This is a genomic window from Gorillibacterium sp. CAU 1737, from assembly GCF_039888655.1.
In the GTDB taxonomy this organism is placed as follows: domain Bacteria; phylum Bacillota; class Bacilli; order Paenibacillales; family NBRC-103111; genus Gorillibacterium.
Genome location: NZ_JBDQQO010000009.1, coordinates 90,796 through 109,668 on the forward strand (window position 1 = coordinate 90,796; position 18,873 = coordinate 109,668).

Annotated in this window: 17 protein-coding genes; 16 read left to right on the forward strand and 1 reads right to left on the reverse strand. The window is 56.3% G+C overall.

What is annotated here, in order from left to right; translation table 11 throughout:
- Nucleotides 1–74: 74 nt before the first annotated feature.
- On the forward strand, nucleotides 75–1,277 hold the full coding sequence (metK, locus tag AAFN83_RS17685; protein WP_347771766.1) for a methionine adenosyltransferase: 1,203 nt from the start codon (nucleotides 75–77) through the stop codon (nucleotides 1,275–1,277).
- Nucleotides 1,278–1,381: 104 nt separating this feature from the next.
- Here the strand turns inward: metK and AAFN83_RS17690 are convergent, their stop codons facing one another.
- Entirely contained in the window at nucleotides 1,382–3,721 is a 2,340-nt protein-coding gene (locus AAFN83_RS17690; protein WP_347771768.1) for an Ig-like domain-containing protein, read from the reverse strand.
- Nucleotides 3,722–4,114: 393 nt separating this feature from the next.
- Here AAFN83_RS17690 and AAFN83_RS17695 point away from each other — a divergent pair, with 393 nt between their 5' ends.
- The 15 genes from AAFN83_RS17695 to hag all read left to right on the forward strand — a co-directional run bounded on the left by AAFN83_RS17695 (nucleotide 4,115) and on the right by hag (nucleotide 18,812).
- Complete coding sequence (locus AAFN83_RS17695; protein WP_347771770.1) at nucleotides 4,115–6,754, forward strand: phosphodiester glycosidase family protein; 2,640 nt, start codon at nucleotides 4,115–4,117, stop codon at nucleotides 6,752–6,754.
- A 106-nt stretch (nucleotides 6,755–6,860) separates the two neighbouring features.
- Complete coding sequence (locus tag AAFN83_RS17700; RefSeq protein ID WP_347771772.1) at nucleotides 6,861–8,015, forward strand: sensor histidine kinase; 1,155 nt, start codon at nucleotides 6,861–6,863, stop codon at nucleotides 8,013–8,015.
- A gap of 3 nt (nucleotides 8,016–8,018) precedes the next feature.
- Nucleotides 8,019–8,747, forward strand: coding sequence for a response regulator (locus AAFN83_RS17705; protein WP_347771774.1), 729 nt, complete (start codon nucleotides 8,019–8,021; stop codon nucleotides 8,745–8,747).
- 115 nt (nucleotides 8,748–8,862) lie between these two features.
- Entirely contained in the window at nucleotides 8,863–9,264 is a 402-nt protein-coding gene (locus tag AAFN83_RS17710) for a glycosyltransferase family 2 protein (protein WP_347771776.1), read from the forward strand.
- A 36-nt stretch (nucleotides 9,265–9,300) separates the two neighbouring features.
- Complete coding sequence (locus AAFN83_RS17715; protein WP_347771778.1) at nucleotides 9,301–11,484, forward strand: ATP-dependent helicase ComFA; 2,184 nt, start codon at nucleotides 9,301–9,303, stop codon at nucleotides 11,482–11,484.
- Nucleotides 11,484–12,347, forward strand: a complete 864-nt coding sequence (locus AAFN83_RS17720; protein WP_347771780.1) for a ComF family protein — start codon at nucleotides 11,484–11,486, stop codon at nucleotides 12,345–12,347. Before AAFN83_RS17715 ends, AAFN83_RS17720 begins: the two co-directional genes overlap by 1 nt.
- A gap of 224 nt (nucleotides 12,348–12,571) precedes the next feature.
- Entirely contained in the window at nucleotides 12,572–12,994 is a 423-nt protein-coding gene (locus AAFN83_RS17725) for a flagellar protein (protein WP_347771782.1), read from the forward strand.
- A gap of 123 nt (nucleotides 12,995–13,117) precedes the next feature.
- Nucleotides 13,118–13,390 (forward strand): flagellar biosynthesis anti-sigma factor FlgM, encoded by a 273-nt coding sequence (gene flgM / locus AAFN83_RS17730; RefSeq protein ID WP_347771784.1) that lies wholly within the window; start codon nucleotides 13,118–13,120, stop codon nucleotides 13,388–13,390.
- Between the two features lie 22 nt (nucleotides 13,391–13,412).
- On the forward strand, nucleotides 13,413–13,913 hold the full coding sequence (locus AAFN83_RS17735; RefSeq protein WP_347771786.1) for a flagellar protein FlgN: 501 nt from the start codon (nucleotides 13,413–13,415) through the stop codon (nucleotides 13,911–13,913).
- 17 nt (nucleotides 13,914–13,930) lie between these two features.
- Entirely contained in the window at nucleotides 13,931–15,499 is a 1,569-nt protein-coding gene (gene flgK, locus AAFN83_RS17740) for a flagellar hook-associated protein FlgK (RefSeq protein ID WP_347771788.1), read from the forward strand.
- A 20-nt stretch (nucleotides 15,500–15,519) separates the two neighbouring features.
- Entirely contained in the window at nucleotides 15,520–16,416 is an 897-nt protein-coding gene (flgL, locus tag AAFN83_RS17745; protein ID WP_347771790.1) for a flagellar hook-associated protein FlgL, read from the forward strand.
- Nucleotides 16,417–16,438: 22 nt separating this feature from the next.
- Nucleotides 16,439–17,008 carry a DUF6470 family protein gene (locus AAFN83_RS17750; protein WP_347771792.1) on the forward strand — a complete coding sequence of 190 codons (570 nt, stop codon included), beginning with the start codon at nucleotides 16,439–16,441 and terminating at the stop codon, nucleotides 17,006–17,008.
- Between the two features lie 73 nt (nucleotides 17,009–17,081).
- Nucleotides 17,082–17,537 (forward strand): flagellar assembly protein FliW, encoded by a 456-nt coding sequence (fliW, locus tag AAFN83_RS17755; protein WP_347771794.1) that lies wholly within the window; start codon nucleotides 17,082–17,084, stop codon nucleotides 17,535–17,537.
- A 3-nt stretch (nucleotides 17,538–17,540) separates the two neighbouring features.
- Entirely contained in the window at nucleotides 17,541–17,774 is a 234-nt protein-coding gene (gene csrA / locus AAFN83_RS17760; protein ID WP_347771796.1) for a carbon storage regulator CsrA, read from the forward strand.
- A 210-nt stretch (nucleotides 17,775–17,984) separates the two neighbouring features.
- Nucleotides 17,985–18,812, forward strand: a complete 828-nt coding sequence (gene hag / locus AAFN83_RS17765; RefSeq protein ID WP_347771798.1) for a flagellin Hag — start codon at nucleotides 17,985–17,987, stop codon at nucleotides 18,810–18,812.
- Nucleotides 18,813–18,873 lie beyond the last annotated feature (61 nt).

Below are 18,873 nucleotides of genomic sequence, written 5' to 3' on the forward strand. Positions count from 1 at the left end.
GTTGCTTTTTTATCGTTACATAACGATGGGGTATTCTATATGGAAGCACCGCTTATTCAGAGGAGGTTTGAAAGATGGGGAACAGCGTAAAACGCTTATTTACATCCGAATCGGTAACCGAGGGGCATCCGGATAAAATCTGTGACCAGATTTCCGATGCTGTATTGGATGCCTTCCTGGAGGCGGATCCGAATGCTCGGGTGGCCTGTGAGGTTTCGGTGGCCACGGGACTCGTTCTCGTCATTGGAGAGATTACGAGCCGTGCAGACTACGTCGACATTTCGGCTATCGTCCGCAATACCATCAAAGAGATTGGCTATACCCGTGCCAAATACGGGTTTGACTATAAGACGTGTGCCGTGCTTACTTCGCTGAATGAACAGTCTGCGGACATCGCCCAAGGGGTTAACCAAGCTTTGGAGGCGCGTGAAGGCAAGATGACCGATGCCGAGATCGAGGCGCTGGGTGCCGGCGACCAAGGGCTGATGTTTGGGTATGCGACGAACGAGACGCCTGAATTGATGCCGATGCCGATTGCACTCGCTCACCGGCTCGCCAGAAGGCTCTCTGAGGTGCGGAAGAACGAAACCCTTCCCTACCTCCGTCCGGATGGCAAAACGCAAGTAACGGTCGAGTACGAAGGGGACAAGCCGGTTCGGGTGGATACGATCGTGGTCTCGACCCAGCATGCGCCTGAGATCTCGTTGGAGCAGATCCAAAAGGACATCAAGGAGCATGTTATTGCTCCGGTGGTTCCGGCTGAGTTCCTGGACGAGGCTACGCAATACTTCATCAATCCGACGGGTCGCTTTGTCATTGGCGGGCCCCAAGGGGATGCCGGCTTGACAGGCCGCAAGATCATCGTCGATACCTATGGCGGTTATGCTCGGCATGGGGGCGGCGCATTCTCCGGGAAGGACCCGACGAAGGTGGACCGTTCGGCTGCTTACGCGGCTCGCTATGTGGCGAAGAACATTGTCGCAGCCGGACTGGCCGACAAGTGCGAAATTCAGTTGGCTTACGCCATTGGGGTCGCCCGTCCTGTCTCCATTAGTGTAGACACCTTTGGCACCGGTAAAGTGAGCGATGAGAAGATCGTTCAAGTGATCCGCGACAACTTCGACCTGCGTCCTGCCGGAATCATCAAGGAACTGGGGCTGCGAGCTCCGATCTACAAGCAGACGGCGGCTTACGGCCACTTTGGACGCACCGATGTCGACCTTCCTTGGGAACGTACGGACAAAGCAGACAAGCTGAAGGCGTCAGCCTTGGCGTAAACAACCGCTGCATTCGTAAAGTCGAATAAGACAAAAAGCAACGCCTGCACCTCCAGTGGCTAGTGGAGATGCAGGCGTTTTGTTGTTCCTTTGGTCAAATGACCTTATTGCACGGTTACGTTTACTTTCGCTTTCTTACCAGCGTAAGAGACGGTGACAGTGGCTTTGCCCTTGCCGGTGGCTCGGAGCAGGCCGTCCTTGACCGTCACCACAGAATCCTTGGAAGAGCTCCACAAGGCCGGCTTGGAGACATCGGCTTCTGTACCGTCGGCGTAGGTGGCGGTGGCCACGACCTGCTTGCGAGCCCCTACGGTCAGGGTGACGTTCACTTCTTCCGTCTGCAGGTACTTGAGGGTATCGACATCAACCGGCACCGTGACGGTTTTTGAACCGTACTTCGCTGTGATATTCGCTTTGCCGTACCCCGTTGCTTTAACGAGGCCTGCGGGGCTCACATCTGCGATTTTGTAGCTGCTCGTGGTCCATTCGGCATCTGCCGTTACATCCTTCTTGCTTCCGTCGCTGAAGGTTACGGTCAGCGTCAGCTGCTGATCATCACCCGACTTCATCGTCAGGGAGCGCTTATTGGCTTCCAGGCGTTGAACCACGTCGACATCGACGGAGACGACAACGGACTTGCCGCCGTATTTGGCGGTAACCGTCGTGGTGCCGCGAGCATATCCGGTTACCCACCCTTCCGATACATCCGCAATCTTGATGTTCGCGGCTTTCCACTCGGCATCCGAGGTTACGTCAATGGTTTTGCCGGCTGAGTCCGTCGCGGTCAGCTTGATTTGCTTGCTTTCCTTCAGGTTCAGGAACAAGGTTCGAACGCTGGCGTTCAGCTTGCTGGCCAGGGCGACATTCACGGTCATGTTGACCGATTTGGCGCCGTATTTGGCCGTGATGGCCGTCGTACCCGAGGAAGCCGATGTAATAAGGCCTGCCGAGGAAACGTCGGCGACTGCCGCCGAGGAGCTCGTCCAGGTTGCCTTGGACGTTACATCCTCCTCGTGTCCATCCGCGAAGATGGCGAGCACTTTCGCTTGGTACGTTTCGCCCGTTCCCAGTGCCAGTGTCTTTTCATCCAGTTTCAGCGTGCGAGGGACTTCAACGTCAACGGAGATGGCAACCGACTTGCCGCCATAGGTGGCCGTAAGCTTCGCCTCCCCTTGACTGAGCGAGTAGATCGTGCCGTTGTCGGCATAGGCAACTTCTTCCTTGGAGGAAGACCAGGTGGCTTTTGTCGTCACGTTCTCCTTGGTACCGTTCAGGTAGGTCGCGGTCAGCGTGACCGGGCTGGTCTCCTTGGCTTTCATGGAGAAAGAGTCGCTGCTCGGCTCCAGAAAACGGGCTACATCAACGTCAACGGTTAAGGTGATCTTCTTCGATCCATACGTTGCTGTGATGGCGGCCGTCCCGGACGAGCCGGCTGTGATGTACCCCTTGATCACGGAAACGGTATCTTCATTGCTCGTGCTCCAGGTGGCCAGAGAGGTTACGTCCGATGAGGTACCGTTCGGGTAGGTAGCGGTCAGCTTGAGCTGCTTTTTGTCCCCGCCGTGCAGGAAAATCTTCTGATCCCCCACAACCTCAAGCTTGCTGGTGGCATCCACATCGACCTTGATGGTGGTGCTCTTGCCGCCATAGGAGGCGGTGATCGTAGCCGTACCGGCTTTGTAAGCAGTTACGGCTCCGCGGATCGCGTCCGCAATGCTGGGGTCGCTGGACGACCAGTCCGCATCGGTGGCAACATTGCGCGTGGTGCCGTCTGGATAAGTAGCGGTGAGCTCCAGGGTTTGCTTTTCCTTCAGGAGCAGGGACAGCTGCGAATCTGCCAGGTCGAGTCGCTTCACAAGCTCCACGTCGACCGGGATGGTGGCAGTTTGACTGCCCAGTTTCGCCGTGAGAACAGCAGAGCCGGAACCAACGGCGGTAACCGTTCCGTTCACAACGGTGGCGACTTCATCATCGCTCGTGCTCCAGTCTGCTTTGCCGCTCACTTCCTCCGTCGAGTTGTCGCTGTACGTGGCGGTCAGTTGGACCGTTGCTTTTTCGAGCAGGCGAAGCTCCAGCTTTTGCTTGGATTTCGTCAGGCTTTTCACCTTTTTGGTGACGGTCACTTGAACCGATTGAGATTGGTCCTTGTACGAGGCCACGATGATAGCGGTTCCTTCCGATTTGGCCGAAATCGTTCCGTTGTATACGGTGGCGACACTCGGGTTATCGGAGGACCAGCTGGAACTCAAGGTGACGACAGACGTGCTCGCATCCGTGTAGACGGCTGTGGAAGAGAGGGTAACCGAGTCTCCCACCTCCAGCCGCACCTCATTCTTCGAGACGACCAGCTTGGAGAGTGTCGATTCCGCTGCTAGGAGAGTAGAAAAGGGAGTCAGGGTCAGAACGACAGTCAACAGCAAGGCGATGTACCGGGTTGCTTTCAAATCGGTTCTCCTTTCTTGTCCCGTTTGGGATTCTCTCCCTACTATATCGACCAAACGATAGGTTTAGTTTAGGCAATAGAAGTTATTTACAATTAAATCCTGAAAAAGGATGTCTGCTGGAGCGATAATTTCTCTAGAAATTTCGTAACTTTTCCAAGCGGCCGGGAGTCTAAGATAGCAGGGGCCGCAAAATAATGCGCGTGCACCCATAGGGTCCAGAGTCTTTTTGCCATGTTTTTTATCTGAAAAATGATAGACGAAAGGTTGCTAGATTCATGAGGCGGGGAGTGTTCATCTCCTTATTCCACTTCTGCAGCCCTTTCGAATGATTAGGAGGATTAGCTCGGCATGCGAGGACAGCACAGCAAAGCGAAAAGAACATGGAGACAAGTAATGCAGACGGGGATTGCCATGGCACTCCTTCTGCCCTCATTTACATTCGGCACCGCAGAAGCAGCCAGTACCGTAACAGAGGCTTCCTTAAAAAGCAAGGAACCCATTACCGCAGGAGCGGATCTCCTTCACTATGTAGCCGCGATCAAGAGAGGAACCACGACGGTGAAGACCGACGTGAAGGTGGTTCAGGTTGACCTGCAGGCTCCCTATGTCCAGCTCGGGGTTATGTCGGGAGAGAACAATTCAATTACGACAAGCAACAGCGTTCGCGGAATGGCTCAGGAGACCGGAGCAGTTGCGGGAATCAACGGAGATGTCTACAATACCTCCTCTTCGGTGGATCGTGCTCCGATCGGGGGCGTGGTGCAAAACGGGGAGATTCTGAGCTCTCCATCGCTAATGCAGGGCTTGTACAGCTTCGCCGTAACGCAGACCAACAAGCCGGTGATTGATCTGTTCACCTTCGAGGGCTCGGTGACCGGTCCAGATGGAGAAACGTATCCTATCGGCGGATTGAATAATAGCTTTTATACCAGTGACCCCGGAAAGGTGAACACCATGGTGGATAGCATCCAGCTGTACACCGACAAGTGGGCGAGCACAAATCGGGGAACAGGCAGCGGGACGACCCCTACTGAGGTGCTTGTGCAGAACGGGATCGTGCAGCAGATATCCGAAGGCAAGGCCTTCAATATGGTCCCACCGAAGGATGGCTACATCCTGCGAGCCCATGGCAAAGGGGCGAAGTTCGTCCTGGCCCACCTCCTCCCGGGGGAACCGGTTACGGTGACGACGAAGCTCGTTTCCACTGGAACGGAGACAGCATACACGGATGCCGACCTCAAAATGCTGATGGGCGGGCATACGATCCTGGTGGACGCTGGAAAAGCAGCAGCGTTCTCCCGCGATATCAGCGGGGTCGGCGGGCAGTATTACCGTGCTCGGACGGCCGTAGGCTTTTCCAAGGATCAACGCTATGTTTATCTCGTGACGGCAGACAAGACCAGTACAAGCGCCGGAATGAGCCTGGAAGAGCTGCAGCAATTCCTCGTGAAGATCGGAGCCTGGAAAGCGCTCAATATGGACGGCGGAGGTTCGACGCAGCTTGTGTCCCGTCCGCTCGGAGAGACGAGTGTAGTCGTAACCAATACGACGGAGAACGGGGACGAGCGCCGAGTGGTGAACGGGCTTGGTGTGTACACGACTGCCCCGAAGGGAGAAGCGCGCAGCATCAGCATCCTGGGCCAACAGACGGTCTTCCTGGGGGAAAAGCTGACTTATTCCATCAAAGGCTATGACACCTATTACAATCCGATGGAATTTGATCAGTCGAAGGTGGCCTGGACCAGCACGGGCAATGTCGGGAGCTTCCAAGGCAACACCTTCACGGTAAAAGCCACGGGCCAAACCACCGTGAAAGCGGTAGTCGGCCAAGCGACGCACACGATGGACGTGAAGGTGGCAGGCCGGGACGATATCGCCAGCATGAGCATCGTGCCGACGAGCACGGTATTGCTCGCGGGCAGCGAAGTCGGACTGTCGGTTCTCGTCAAGCTGAAGGATGGGACGGAGCGCACGCTTCCGGCCAGCTCCTTCAAATGGGAGACGAGCGGCTTCAAGGGCCAGGTAAGCGGCGGAGTGCTCAAGGTAACGGAGCCCGGAGCGAGCGGCGGTCAGCTGATCGCAGGCTATGACGGCTTCCGAACGATCCTGCCGATGTCGAGCGGAACCTCCCTCGTCTGGTCGGACTTCAGCAGTGCGGATATTCCCGCGAGCAGCATGGTCTACCCGCAGGGTGAGCTTACCGCAACGGTCAGCAAAGTAGCAGGGCTCGGCGGACTCACGGCAGCCAATACGGCGCTTCAGCTGCAGTACGATATGACGCCGGGAACCTTCGGCCAAGTGACGAAGGCCGCATACGTGAAGTTCGGCGCCGACCCGGATGGAGTCAGCGTCCAAGGCTCGCCGCAAACGGTAAGCCTTAAGGTTCTGGGAGATAACAGCCTGAACATGCTTCGGGCCGAGATCGTAGATGCAGCGGGAACGCTGACGCGGGTAGACCTGGCCGAGCGAATCGACTGGACCGGCTGGAAGACGCTCTCCGCGGATCTCACTCAGGCTAAGCCGGTTTATCCGATCAAGCTGAAGCGGATCTATGTGGCGAACCCGGCCGTAGGGCAGGACGAACGCGCTCGGACCGGCGCAATCGGAATCGACGACATCACCTTCCAATACAAGGCGAATACGCCGGCTCTCGCACGGAACAAGGTCGTGCTGACCTTGGGCAAGTCGGCCGTCCAAGTGAACGGCAAAACACTATCGCTCGCACCGGCTCCGGCTCCTTACACGACCCCGGACGGACGTACCATGGTCCCGGTTCGATTCATTACCGAGGCGCTTGGCGGCAGTGTCGTTTGGACGAATGCAACGAAGCAGGTGAGCATTCAACGCGGCAGCCAACTGGCTGATCTGTGGGTGGGTAACAGGGAAATCATCGTGGACGGCAAGCGGGTGACCACCGATGCCCCAGCCGAATTGAAGGGAGCGACCACGATGGTTCCGCTGCGCGTCCTGTCCGAAGCGTTCCAATGGAGCGTGCAGTATGACGCCAAAACACAGACGATCACGCTCCAATAGGCGGGGGAAAAAAGTCCCATCCGATCAGTACGAATTGTTCACTTCATGGTTGATGAAATATGTTACTATATAGGCAAACCTACCGACTTAAAGGAGCCCGGACGCCTTGCAAGTGGACGCTATTGATCGCGTAATTAAGAATGCCATCGAAGTTATGGAGAGCAGCAAATATCAGATCTTCGAAATCTGCGAGAACGTCCGATTGGAGCGCGACTCCTTGTATAAGGAGCTCCAGCAGGTCATGGAGGAAGCGAGCGAAGCGATCAAGCAGGTGGATCGACTGGAGCTCGAGTACCGGCGAACGAGAATCCGGCTTACGGAAGTAAGCCGGGATTTTCATAAATTCCGGGAAGAAGACATTCGGATTGCTTACGAAGCCGCTACCCAGCTCCAGCTCCAGCTGACGGTTTTTCGCGAAAAGGAAAACCACCTCAAGCTTCGGCGCAACGATCTGCAAAAGAGGATCAAGAATGTGGACAAGCAGGTGGAGCGTGCGGAGACACTCGTCTCGCAGATGAACGTCGTTTTGGAATATTTGGCAGGCGACTTGGGTCAAGTGACCCGTATTTTGGAATCCGCCAAAAACCGTCAACTGCTCGGCTTGAAGATCATTCTCGCCCAAGAGGATGAGCGCAAGCGTATTGCCCGGGAAATTCACGACGGGCTCGCCCAGACGATGGCGAATGTCGTCCTTCGCTCCGAGATTGCCGAGCGGATGCTGGGGAAGAACGAATATGAGATGGTCAAGGAAGAGCTTGTGGAATTGAAGACCCAAATGCGCGGGGGCCTGGAAGAGGTCCGCAAGATCATCTTCAACCTGCGTCCGATGGCACTCGATGATTTGGGGCTTGTTCCGACGTTGCGCAAATTCACGCAAGACTTTGAGGACAAGACCAAGATCCACACTCAGTTCGATCTGCTCGGTCGGGAAGTCCGTCTTCCATCGGGGATGGAGGTTGCGATCTACCGGCTCGTGCAAGAGGCATTTTCCAACTGCTATAAGCATGCAGAATCGACTCATATTCAGTTGGGCGTCCATTTTCAAGATGCCCAAGTGCTTATCACGGTGCGGGATAACGGAAAAGGCTTCAATACGGAGAACATGGAGGCGGTTTACTCCAAAGGCGTGCATTTCGGGCTTCTCGGCATGAGAGAGCGCTTGGAGCTCCTGGAAGGGAAGCTGGAGATAGAATCGACACAGGGGGTGGGAACGAAACTAACAATGGATATCCCGCTAAGTGCGAAGAATAGAGAGGAGTAAGAGATGTCTATGGCAATGGTCACGAGCAAGACCGTGAAGCTGGTACTGGCCGACGATCACCAGCTTTTTCGGGAAGGAGTCAAACGGATCATCAACATGGAGAATGATCTCGAGGTCGTGGGCGAATGCGGAGACGGAATTCAGGTTATCGAGCTGTGCAATGAGCTGAAACCGGACATCGTGCTTATGGACATCAACATGCCCGTGGAGAACGGCGTGGCGGCAACGGAGAAGCTCAAGGAAATCTTCCCGCTGATCAAAATTATCATTCTCTCGATTCACGATGACGAAAGCTATGTCTTCGAGACGCTTCGCAAGGGGGCCTCGGGTTACCTGCTGAAAGACATGGAGGCGGAAGCCCTGATTAACGCCATCCGTGCGGTTGTGGCCGGACATGCTTACATACACCCGAAGGTAACGGGCAAACTGATCAATCAGCTTCGGCGCATGACCTACCTCGACGAACGGGGAACAGCTGCCGGCTCTGCGGATCAGCTTCAGGAGGCCGGCGTTCGCTATCATCCGACTCCAGAAAGTCCGCTCACCAAACGGGAGGCCGAAGTTCTTCGACTGATGGCGGAGGGCAAGAGCAACAAGCTCATCGGAGAAAGTCTGTTTATCAGCGAGAAGACCGTGAAGAACCACGTGAGCAGCATTCTGCAAAAGCTGGAGGTCGAGGACCGAACGCAAGCGGTCATCATCTCGATCAAGAGCGGCTGGGTAACGCTGTAATCCTACCGGTTGTGCTCCTGACGGGTCTTGGCTAAAGGTGACGCACTCTGGGCGGCCTTGCGGCATATACTATCCCACACGGGAAGGACTTTTCCCGTAAGGGGGGGAGCCGCAAGTGATACCTGGGTTTCTGATGATTCTGGGGGCCTACGGGCTCTGTGCCGTCGTCGTTCATGCGCTCTATGCCTACTCGAAGAAAGGCGGAGAGTCGCCGACTTATGGTTTGGTGGTCATTACCCGGAACAGTGAGTCCGAAATTGAATGGTACTTGTACGCTTACTTGTTTGTATCCCGTCTTCGAGGGAGGCAGACGGCCATTACGGTTTTCGACGACCAATCCGAGGATGAGACGGTTTCGATCATTCGGCGGGTTCAGCTGAAGGCGCCGAATGTCCGGCTGGAAGAGTCATTGGATGGACTGGATCGCTTTCTGGAGGAACACGAATCGCAGCCTTTGCTTGTTCTCCATCTCTCCCGGATGGACCTCAGTCCGAAGCGTCCGCTTCATGAGTGGTAACCGCTTGCAAACAATGGATGGAGGCAAGAGCGATCGATGACAACAACCGTCTATGCCCATAAGGGGACCGGAGGCTGGCAATGGCGTGCCACTCTCCGCTTAGAAGGGGACATGACCTATTGGCTGTGCAGCGGACAAGAGGGGTTTGCCCTGCATGGCGCGGACCGAATGATGTCCTGGGGTCAAGCGATTCGGCTGAGGGATCGGCTGACGCAACAGTGGCCCCTGGATGCGGGCATGGAAGGACCGGAAGCGGTCCGCAGCTTGCTTACGAACAGGAGGGAATTGACAAGGATTGCAATAGGGGCGGGGATTCCACCGGACCTCGCCCATTCGTTAGATGTGCAATTATGGAACGGAACTGGCAAGCAGCCATTCCGCGAACAGTTGGAGACGCTGAATAACCCGAATGTGCAACGATTGGCCGCACAGCTTCGGGGGCGCTCGCTGTTTCGGGATGAGCTGCTTTCTTTATGCGCGGCCATAGGCATTGCCGCTGAAGGAGACCGATGGCTCGCGCTCGTGCAAGCCGCGGAGCGGCAAGGCTGGCTTCGCATTCGTAGCGGAGTGGAGGAGGGCTCCACGGAGAGAGCGGCTGGGGCTGGCATCATGAAGTGGGGGCGGAGGCACGCGGGCTCGGCCGAGTTGCCAATGCGTAAACCTATCTCGGAATCTGGGGAAAAATCCCAGCCCAGTTCGAGATGGAGGAGGATTGCGGAACGGCTGGGACTTCCAATCAGCGGACAAGCTCCCCGGCTGCGCTGTCGCCGTTGCGGGGCTGGCGAGGAGGAGCTTCGCGTTACCTATTGCCCCCGTTGTGGCGGATCTTGCGCCTACTGCGAGCGTTGTCTGGGGATGGGACGCTCGCGTCAGTGCGAGCCCTTGTTCGAGGGAGTCGCTGCCGGGGCTTTGCTGCCTCGGTCAGCTCCGTTCCCTCTGGATGGAGCCGAAGGCTGGGCAGACAGGCGGGAAATATCGCCAGTTGGCGCAGAGCTGCCCATGTCTTGGAAGGATGCGAATGAGCTCGCGCGAGCATGGGGACTTAGTCCCGCACAGGCAGAGGCTTCCCGAGCGGCGCTCGCCTTTTTGCGGGAGACCAGTGCGGGTGGAGGAAGGGCAAGCTTCCGGCATCAGCCGGGGAGCCCGCCGGAATTTCTCATCTGGGCGGTGACGGGAGCGGGGAAGACGGAGATGATCTTCCCGCTCCTCCAACACGAGCGGGCTGCTGGCCGACGGGTCTTGGTAGCGACCCCGCGACGGGATGTTGTGCTGGAGCTGCTTCCGCGGCTGCGGAAGGCATTTCCCAACGAGCGGGTCATCGCCCTCTATGGCGGAAGCGAGGAGCGCTGGGAGTCGGCCGAGCTCGTGCTCGCCACCACGCATCAGCTGCTGCGCTTCTGCGGGGCGTTCGACCTCGTCGTCATCGACGAGATCGACGCGTTCCCGTATGCGGGCGACCCGATGCTGTACCACGCGGCGCTGCGCGCCTTGGCGCCGGGCGGTCGGCGCCTCTTCCTGAGCGCCACACCTCCGCGCGAGCTCGAACGGCGCGCCCGCCGCGGCCGGCTGCCGCATGCCAAGGTGCCGGTGCGCTACCACCGCCACCCGCTGCCGGTGCCTTGGCTGGCGCACACGCCTCCGCTCGCGAAGTGGGTGCGCGGCAGGCGCGTTCCCCGCGCGCTGGGACGCCTGCTCGCCCGCTCGCTGAATCGCGGCGCGCTCGTCTTCCTGTTCGTCCCGGAGATTCGGTGGGTCGAGCCGCTCGTGGAGCTGCTCGCCCGCACCTATCCGGACCGAACCGTCGAAGGCACCAGCTCCCGCGATCCCTTGCGCGCCGACAAGGTCGTCGCCTTTCGCTCGCGGCGCGTGGACCTGTTCGTGACGACGACGATCCTGGAACGCGGCGTCACCGTGCCGCGTTCGGATGTCTTCGTCCTCGATGCCCACGCGGCTTGGTTTGATGAAGCCGCGCTCGTGCAGATGGCCGGCCGAGCCGGCCGCTCCAAGGACGATCCCGCCGGGCACGTCGTCTTTGCAGCGGCAGCCATCACCCGCAATCAGACGGGGGCGGTGCGTCAAATCCGCCGCATGAATCGGATTGCCCGGAAGGAAGGGTACCTGATCGGGTCGAGTGCGAGGGGAAGGGCGAACGGACAATCGAAGCCATGCGAAGGCGAAGCAAATCACGATTCAAACGATAATGGAACGGAGGGACCTTGATGGAAGAATGGATCGAGGGGGCAAGGGGTCCGGAGGGGTCGCTTCTGGGGAGTTTGCGCACAGCCTTGCGTAGAATGCGCGAGGGACTTTGGGCTCCTTCCGCTGCGGAGTGCTTGACGTGCAAGGGGCAAATAAAAGGAACGAGCTTTCGGTTGGGGGAAGCCTCTGATAATCCGCTAGGGTTGTGTCCGGCCTGTTTTGCATCGATTCCCTGGATCACCCGAGTGGTGTGCCCGACATGCGGCCGGGCGGAGGATTGTCCGGATTGTCGGAGAGGGTATCCCCGCGATTTTGTGATCAATCGGAGCGCTGTGCGGTACGATCCGCTCATGAAGGAATGGCTGGCGGCGTTTAAGTACCGTGGAGATGAGCGATATGCAAGGGTCATCGGGACGATGCTGCATCAGGCTTATGAGCTCATGAAGGAAGCATTACCTGACCCGGAAATACGCTTCGATGCGGTTACTTTCGTACCGGTGAGCGAGGAACGTCTGCTGGAGCGGGGATTCAATCAGGCGGAGCTGGCGTCGGCGGAGCTTGCCCGCTGTCTCCGGCTGCCGGCTCGCTCCTTGCTTCTCCGAACGCACGCGACCGCCAAGCAGAGCCAAAAAACACGAAACGCCCGCTTTTTTGATCTGCGAAAGGCGTTCGCTCTCGACGAAGCGGAAGCTCAGAGGCTTCTGGAGGAACGTCATTCTCCAAGCAAGAAGACGCGCAACAACGATAACAGAGACACTTGTGAACCGCTGCGCCTCCTTTTGATAGATGATGTTTATACCACGGGGAGCACGATGCAGGAATGCTCATCGGTGCTGTACGAGCGCTTGGGGGCAGAAGTGTACGGGCTGACTTGGGCGAGGTGAGAAGAGAGGCTTCCCCCTTCTCTTTGCCGTTGCTTGCTCCCATGAAGCGGGCATTCTACCCTTTCTCGGGAAGTGGGGTTCCTTCTATACAACAGGCCTTGTGTCATGTACTATAGGGTCAAAGGCACGAAAAACCGACACGGAAAAGTCTGAAGGTCACAGGCCTCTCTGTGGGTGTAGGCGGGTGCCGAACTTTGCATAATGGTAATGGGGGACCGGGTAGCATGACTCTCAATGTGATGAATTGTACTCGATGCGGCAAGCTGTGCGTACGGACGCCAAGCGAGATGTGTGGCGCCTGTCTAAAGGATTTGGAGCTGCAATACGAAGATTGCCTCCACTATTTGCGGGAGAATCGGGGGATTACGCTTCAGGAGCTTAGCGATGCGACGGGAGTACCGGTTAAGCAGATCATCCGCTTTATCCGGGAGGGCCGGATTTCGCTGGTGAACGCCCCGAACCTTTCCTATCCATGCGAAGTGTGCGGGACCCTGATTCGGGAGCAAGCCATGTGCCCCTCCTGCCGGCAGAGGCTGATGAATGATTTTGCCCAGGCTCAAGAGGATGAGCGGAAGAAGGATGGATCGAAGCAGCCCGAAGGAGTCAGCTATCAAATCAAGGACCGGCTTCGGGAACGAAACAAGTAGGTTGACGCTGAAAGCAGGATTCTCTTGAATCCCCTAAAGAAATCCGATTCGCTTGCCGATATTAGGAGTAAACCTATATCGGCAAGCTTTATTTTTGCTTAAATGGAATTGAGGTGAATCCGAATGAAAATCAACGAAACGTCGCGAATCGGCGGAGTGAATCCTTACCAGAAGCAGCAGGACGGCAAGCTGATCGGCTTGGGCAAGGAGAAGGCGAAGCCGAAGGACCAGCTTGAAATTTCGCCGGAGGCCAAGGAGCTGCAAGCAGCGGACCTGGGGACGGTCGATCCGGCCCGTGCCTCGAAGGTGGAAGAGCTGAAGCGTCAGGTCTCGACTGGCACCTACCATGTAGATGCAGGGAAGATCGCAGAGAAGCTTTGGCCGTATTTGAAATAACGGATAACAGGGGGAACGCCAGATGTCCATCCAGGCGCTGCGGGAAGAGATGGAGCAGCTGATCCGGCTGCACGATGCCCTGCTTGAGCTGTCCACGGCCAAAACTCAGGTGCTTGTGGAGAACAACGTAGAAGAACTGAATCGCATCGTGCATAAGGAAGCGAATCTCGTTCGCCAGGTAACCGAATGCGAACGGCGCCGCATGGAAGCCATCGACCGCTTCCTGATCTCCAAGGGTTTTCATCCGACACCGTCCATCACCGTGACGGAAGTGGTTCGTTTGATTTTCCGAATGGAGGACAAGCAGGCGATCTTGCAGCTTCAACAGGAACTATCGTCGCGGCTTGCGGAACTGAAGAAGCGCAACGAGCACAATCGCCAGCTGATCGAGCAGTCTCTCGGCTACTTGAATTTGTCTCTCGACCTGATGATCGGCCCCCCCGATGATGACACCGTATATCGAAATCCTCAGCAGCCCGGCACCGGTGCTTATCGCAACCGGTTCTATGATCACCGCGTGTAGGAGAAAGGAAGACACTCATGAGATCGACATTCAGCGGACTTGAAATCGCCAAACGGAGCCTGTTCTCCCAACAGACCGCTCTGCAGACGACTGGACATAACATTGCCAATACGAACACCAAGGGCTATTCCCGCCAGGTAGTGAATCTGGTCGCGTCGCGCCCTCTGGAAGCGGTGGGCATGAGCTCGAGCGCCGTACCGGGGCAGATCGGGCAAGGGGTGGAATTCAGCGCGATCAACCGGATTCGCGAACGATTCCTCGACAGCCAATTTTACAACGAGAACAAGAACTACGGAGACTGGAGCGTTCGGCAGGATACGCTGGAAAAGCTGGAGACGATCATGAACGAGCCGTCTGACACCAGCATCCGAACGGTCATGGAGAAGTTTTGGAACTCCTGGCAGGAGCTCAGCAAGGCGCCCGAGAACCTGACGGCCCGCGCGGTCGTCAAGGAGAATGCTTTGGCGCTGACCGACGCTTTCAACCACGTATCCGGCCAGCTTAGTGACCTGAACAGCGACCTTACCGAAAATATCAAGGTGAAGGCAACGCAGATCGACACGATGTTGAATCAGATCGTGAGCTTGAACAAGGAAATCCGTCGCGTCGAAGGCCTCGGCAACGATGCCAATGACCTGCGGGATCAGCGGGATCTGCTGGCTGACGACTTGTCGAAGATGATCAATATCAAGGTTACGGATACGGCGAACGGCTATAACATTACGATGGGCAATACGGGGCTTGTCACGGGACCGACCTTGAATGCCAACGTTGACTCCGATTTTCTCGAAGATGCAGTTACCTCCGGAGAACTAACAAGCGGAGAAGTACGCGGCCTGATCGATTCCCGGGACAACGTTGTGGCAAGCTTCCAAAAGCAGCTCGATACGATGGTGAAGACGCTGGTTGAGGGAGATGTCAAGGTAACCCTGCCTGCGGGCTCGGTATTGAGAGCGGGTACGGACCTGAATCCTAGCGCTGCACCCGTCACTCTCTCGGCCGACACCGAAGTGACGGTGAAGGGCATCAACGGCCTTCACCAGCTGGGCTATTCGCTAAACGGCGACATCACTTCGCCGGGCGAGCCTTTCTTCACGCTGAAGGACGGTGCCACCGAGTTCAGTGCGGCGAGCATTACGGTTAATCCTAAGATCACCAAGAACGTTGAGAACATTGCCTCCTCGCTCCGTACCTTTAATGATACCGACGGAACCACAAAAGTGGTTAAAGGCAACAACGGACTGGCCTTGCTGCTGTCCGGACTCAGCACGAAGAGCTTTAACTTCGATCCGGCGAACACAGGGGAAACCGTGTTAAACGGCGGAACGATCGACGAATTCTTCCGCGCTTTTGTCGGAGAGATCGGTGTACAGTCTCAGGAAGCCCAACGCCAAGCGAGCAACCAAAAGCTGCTGGTTGACCAGGTTGATTCTCGTCGACAATCGGTGAGTGGGGTCTCTCTCGACGAAGAGATGGCAAACATGATCAAATACCAGCATGCGTACAATGCAGCAGCGCGTTCGATGACCTCCTTCGATGAGTGCCTCGATAAGGTCATTAACGGAATGGGTGTTGTTGGACGCTAAGGCATGAAGGAGGATGACCGATGCCAGGACGTATTACCCAGAACATGATGAACACCCAGCTGTTGACCAACCTGAACGGCAACTTGAATCGGATGACGGGTCTGCAGAATCAGCTGTCGACCAGCCGCAAGATCAACAAGCCTTCGGATGATCCGGTTGGACTCAGCTATTCGATGAGATATCGCAGTGAATTGGCCGGGTATGACCAGTTCGAGAAGAATGTGGATGGAGCCGTCTCCTGGCTTGATTATACTGACACGATGCTGGGTCAAGCGGACAGTGTGCTTCAACGGATCCGCGAACTGACGGTGAATGCCGCAAACGGAACGAATCCGGAGGATGCCCTGAAGGCGGTTCAGCAGGAAGTCGATGAGCTGTCCGGGCAGCTCGTGGATATCGCCAACAGCCAGTTCAACGGAAAGTACGTGTTTAATGGTGAGTTGACGGATCGACTACCGTATTCCAAGACCAATCCAGAGGATTCCGTGACCGACTCGGGCGAGATTCACTTCCAGGTTGGTGTCGGTACTCAGATTCCGATCAACGTAACAGGGAACACCGTGTTTGGCAATGCCAATCCGGAGGAGAACCTCTTCGGCGTCCTGAAGGAACTGTCAGGATCCCTCCAAGCGGGAGATCAGACGAATGTCTCGGCTCTCCTCGGCAAGCTGGATTCCCGTCTCCAGCAAATGCTGAACGTTCGTTCCGAGCTCGGGGCGAGGACGAACCGGGTGGAGTTGGCCCAAGATCGTCTGAAGGATATCAGCATCAACCTGCAAAACCTTCAATCGAAGACGGAAGATGCAGATATGGCTGAAGTCATCACCAACCTCAAGACCCAGGAAAATGTCTACGAGTCGTCTCTGTCCGCCGGGTCTAAGCTCATTCAGCGCAGTCTGCTCGACTTCTTAAGATAATGCCAAGGAGGGATTCGCGTTCATGGTGGCCATTCCAGCAATTCAGATCCAGCAGCAATATGCCCGGATCGGGATGGAGGCGAATCCCGGCCGGTTGAATATCCGTCAGCCGTCCGCAGAGCTGGAGATTCGGACGACACCGGCCGAGTTCTCCGTTCAATCGGCAGCGGGCCGTTTGGACATTAATCAGGAGCGAGCGTGGGACGCGCTTGGCGCGAAGAACATCCTCAGCACCTTGGACCGCATTTTCGGAGAGGCGCGCAATGTGGCCTGGGATCATGTGGCGAAGATCGTCCAAGAGGGCGATCGGCTTGCGGATCTGGTCACCTCCGAGAATACGCTGGCTGAACTCGGTAAGGAGGAAGCGCTCAAGTTCCGGGAGTTCAACTACTTGACGGAAGCAAGCTCCGGCAATGTGGCGATGAATTACACACCGACTCCTGTTTCGATAGAGGCATCGCCAGGCGGAGTCTCGATCCACGTAGAGGCTCATCGGCCGGAAGTGGAGTACATTCGCGGCAAGTTGGATATCTATGTGGCCCAGCAGGCGATGCTTTCGATCACCCCGCCTGCATTGGATGTGTTTGTTTGAAACCTATCGTATAATGGGGCTATGGATGAGAATCTGTAGCTTTTTTTCTTTAACCTAGAGAGGATGAACCCCCATGGCATACGTCCAGCTGGCTACCGCTGCCTGCGGCCCGGTTGAAATTGAAGAGAACGACATCGTCACGTTCCCCCACGGAGTCCCCGGCTTTGAGGAGATTCATCGGTTTGTTTTGATCAAGCCGGAACCGGAGCTCCCCTTCTCGTATCTGCAAGCGGTCGATGAGTTGGACCTTGCTTTTGTCGTAACCGATCCGTTCGGCTTTTTCGCCGATTATGAGTTTGAGCTGTCCGAAGCCGACCAAAGCGATCTGAGTGCAGAGCGCGAGGACCAACTCGTCGTTCTCACGATCCTGACCGTCCGCGACGATCTTGCCGAGGCGACGGCCAATCTGTTTGCACCGGTCGTGATTAACTGGGAGACGAAGAAGGGCAAGCAGGTCGTTCTTCATGATTCCGGTTATTCGACCAAGCACCCCCTCCTGCCGGCTGTCGCCCAAGAAGGGAGAGGGTGATCCGTGCTCGTACTCGCTCGCAAGAAGGGAGAGTCCCTCATCATCGGGGACAACATAGAAGTCGTCGTCCTCGGAACGGAAGGCGACACGGTTCGACTCGGAATTAAGGCTCCCAAGGAGATCCAGATCCACCGTCAAGAGGTGTACAAGGCCATTCAGGAATCCAACCAGGAGGCCTCGAAGAGTGCTTTGCACATCTCCAATTTGGCTCATTTGCTCAAACCGAAGGGCGATTGAACGTGGGTGTTCTATGCTCATAAAGAAGGAGAGAGCTTCGAGAAAAAAATCTCGAAAAAGGCTCTCTTTTTTGCTTTTTGCTATTCACTTTTCGAATGGGTCTTACGATATAGAAAGTATAAGCGATTCCAGGGGGCGGCCGACCTCTCGGATAGCTGAAAAGAGGACCGCAAGGACGCGGACCTACAACCCTACATGGAGGTAATTCAAATGAGAATTAACCACAACATTTCTGCCATCAACACGAACCGTCAATTGGGCATCAACGTTGGTTCGCAAAGCAAGTCCATCGAGAAGCTGTCTTCCGGTCTCCGCATCAACCGTGCTGGGGACGATGCTGCAGGGCTGTCGATCTCCGAAAAAATGCGCGGTCAAATCCGTGGCTTGGACCAAGCTTCCCGTAACTCGCAAGACGCTATCTCCTTGATCCAAACGGCTGAAGGCGCCCTGAACGAAACCCACGCGATCCTTCAACGTCAACGCGAACTGATCGTTCAATCCGGTAACGCCGGTACGTTGGAAACGGAAGATCTCACGGCTATCCAAAACGAAATCACCGAGCTGAACAACGAACTCGACGGTATTTCTGAGCGTACTGAGTTCAATGGCAAGAAGCTCCTGGATGGTAACTTCAGCTCCAGCTTCCAAATTGGTGCGAACCAAACCCAAAAACTTGACTTGGCTATTTCCGCATCTACCGCTCAAGTGGCATTTGACGCTGCTGGTCTGGGCGTTAATGGTCTGAGTGCAGATGGTTCTGCTACGGATACTGACCTGGGTGCGGTTGATGCAGCTATCAAGGCTGTTTCCTCTGCTCGTTCCAAGCTCGGTGCTAACCAAAACCGATTGGAGCACACGATCAAGAACCTGGACAATGCATCCGAGAACCTGACGGCAGCTGAATCCCGGGTTCGTGACGTAGACATGGCGAAGGAAATGATGGAGCAAACGAAGCAATCCATCCTGACCCAAGCTTCCCAAGCCATGCTGGCTCAAGCCAACCAACAACCGCAAGGTGTACTGCAACTGCTCCGTTAATCTTTTCTTGCCTCGAAGCAGGGACTCTAGGATCTCTAGAGTCCCTTTTTTTTCCTGTTAA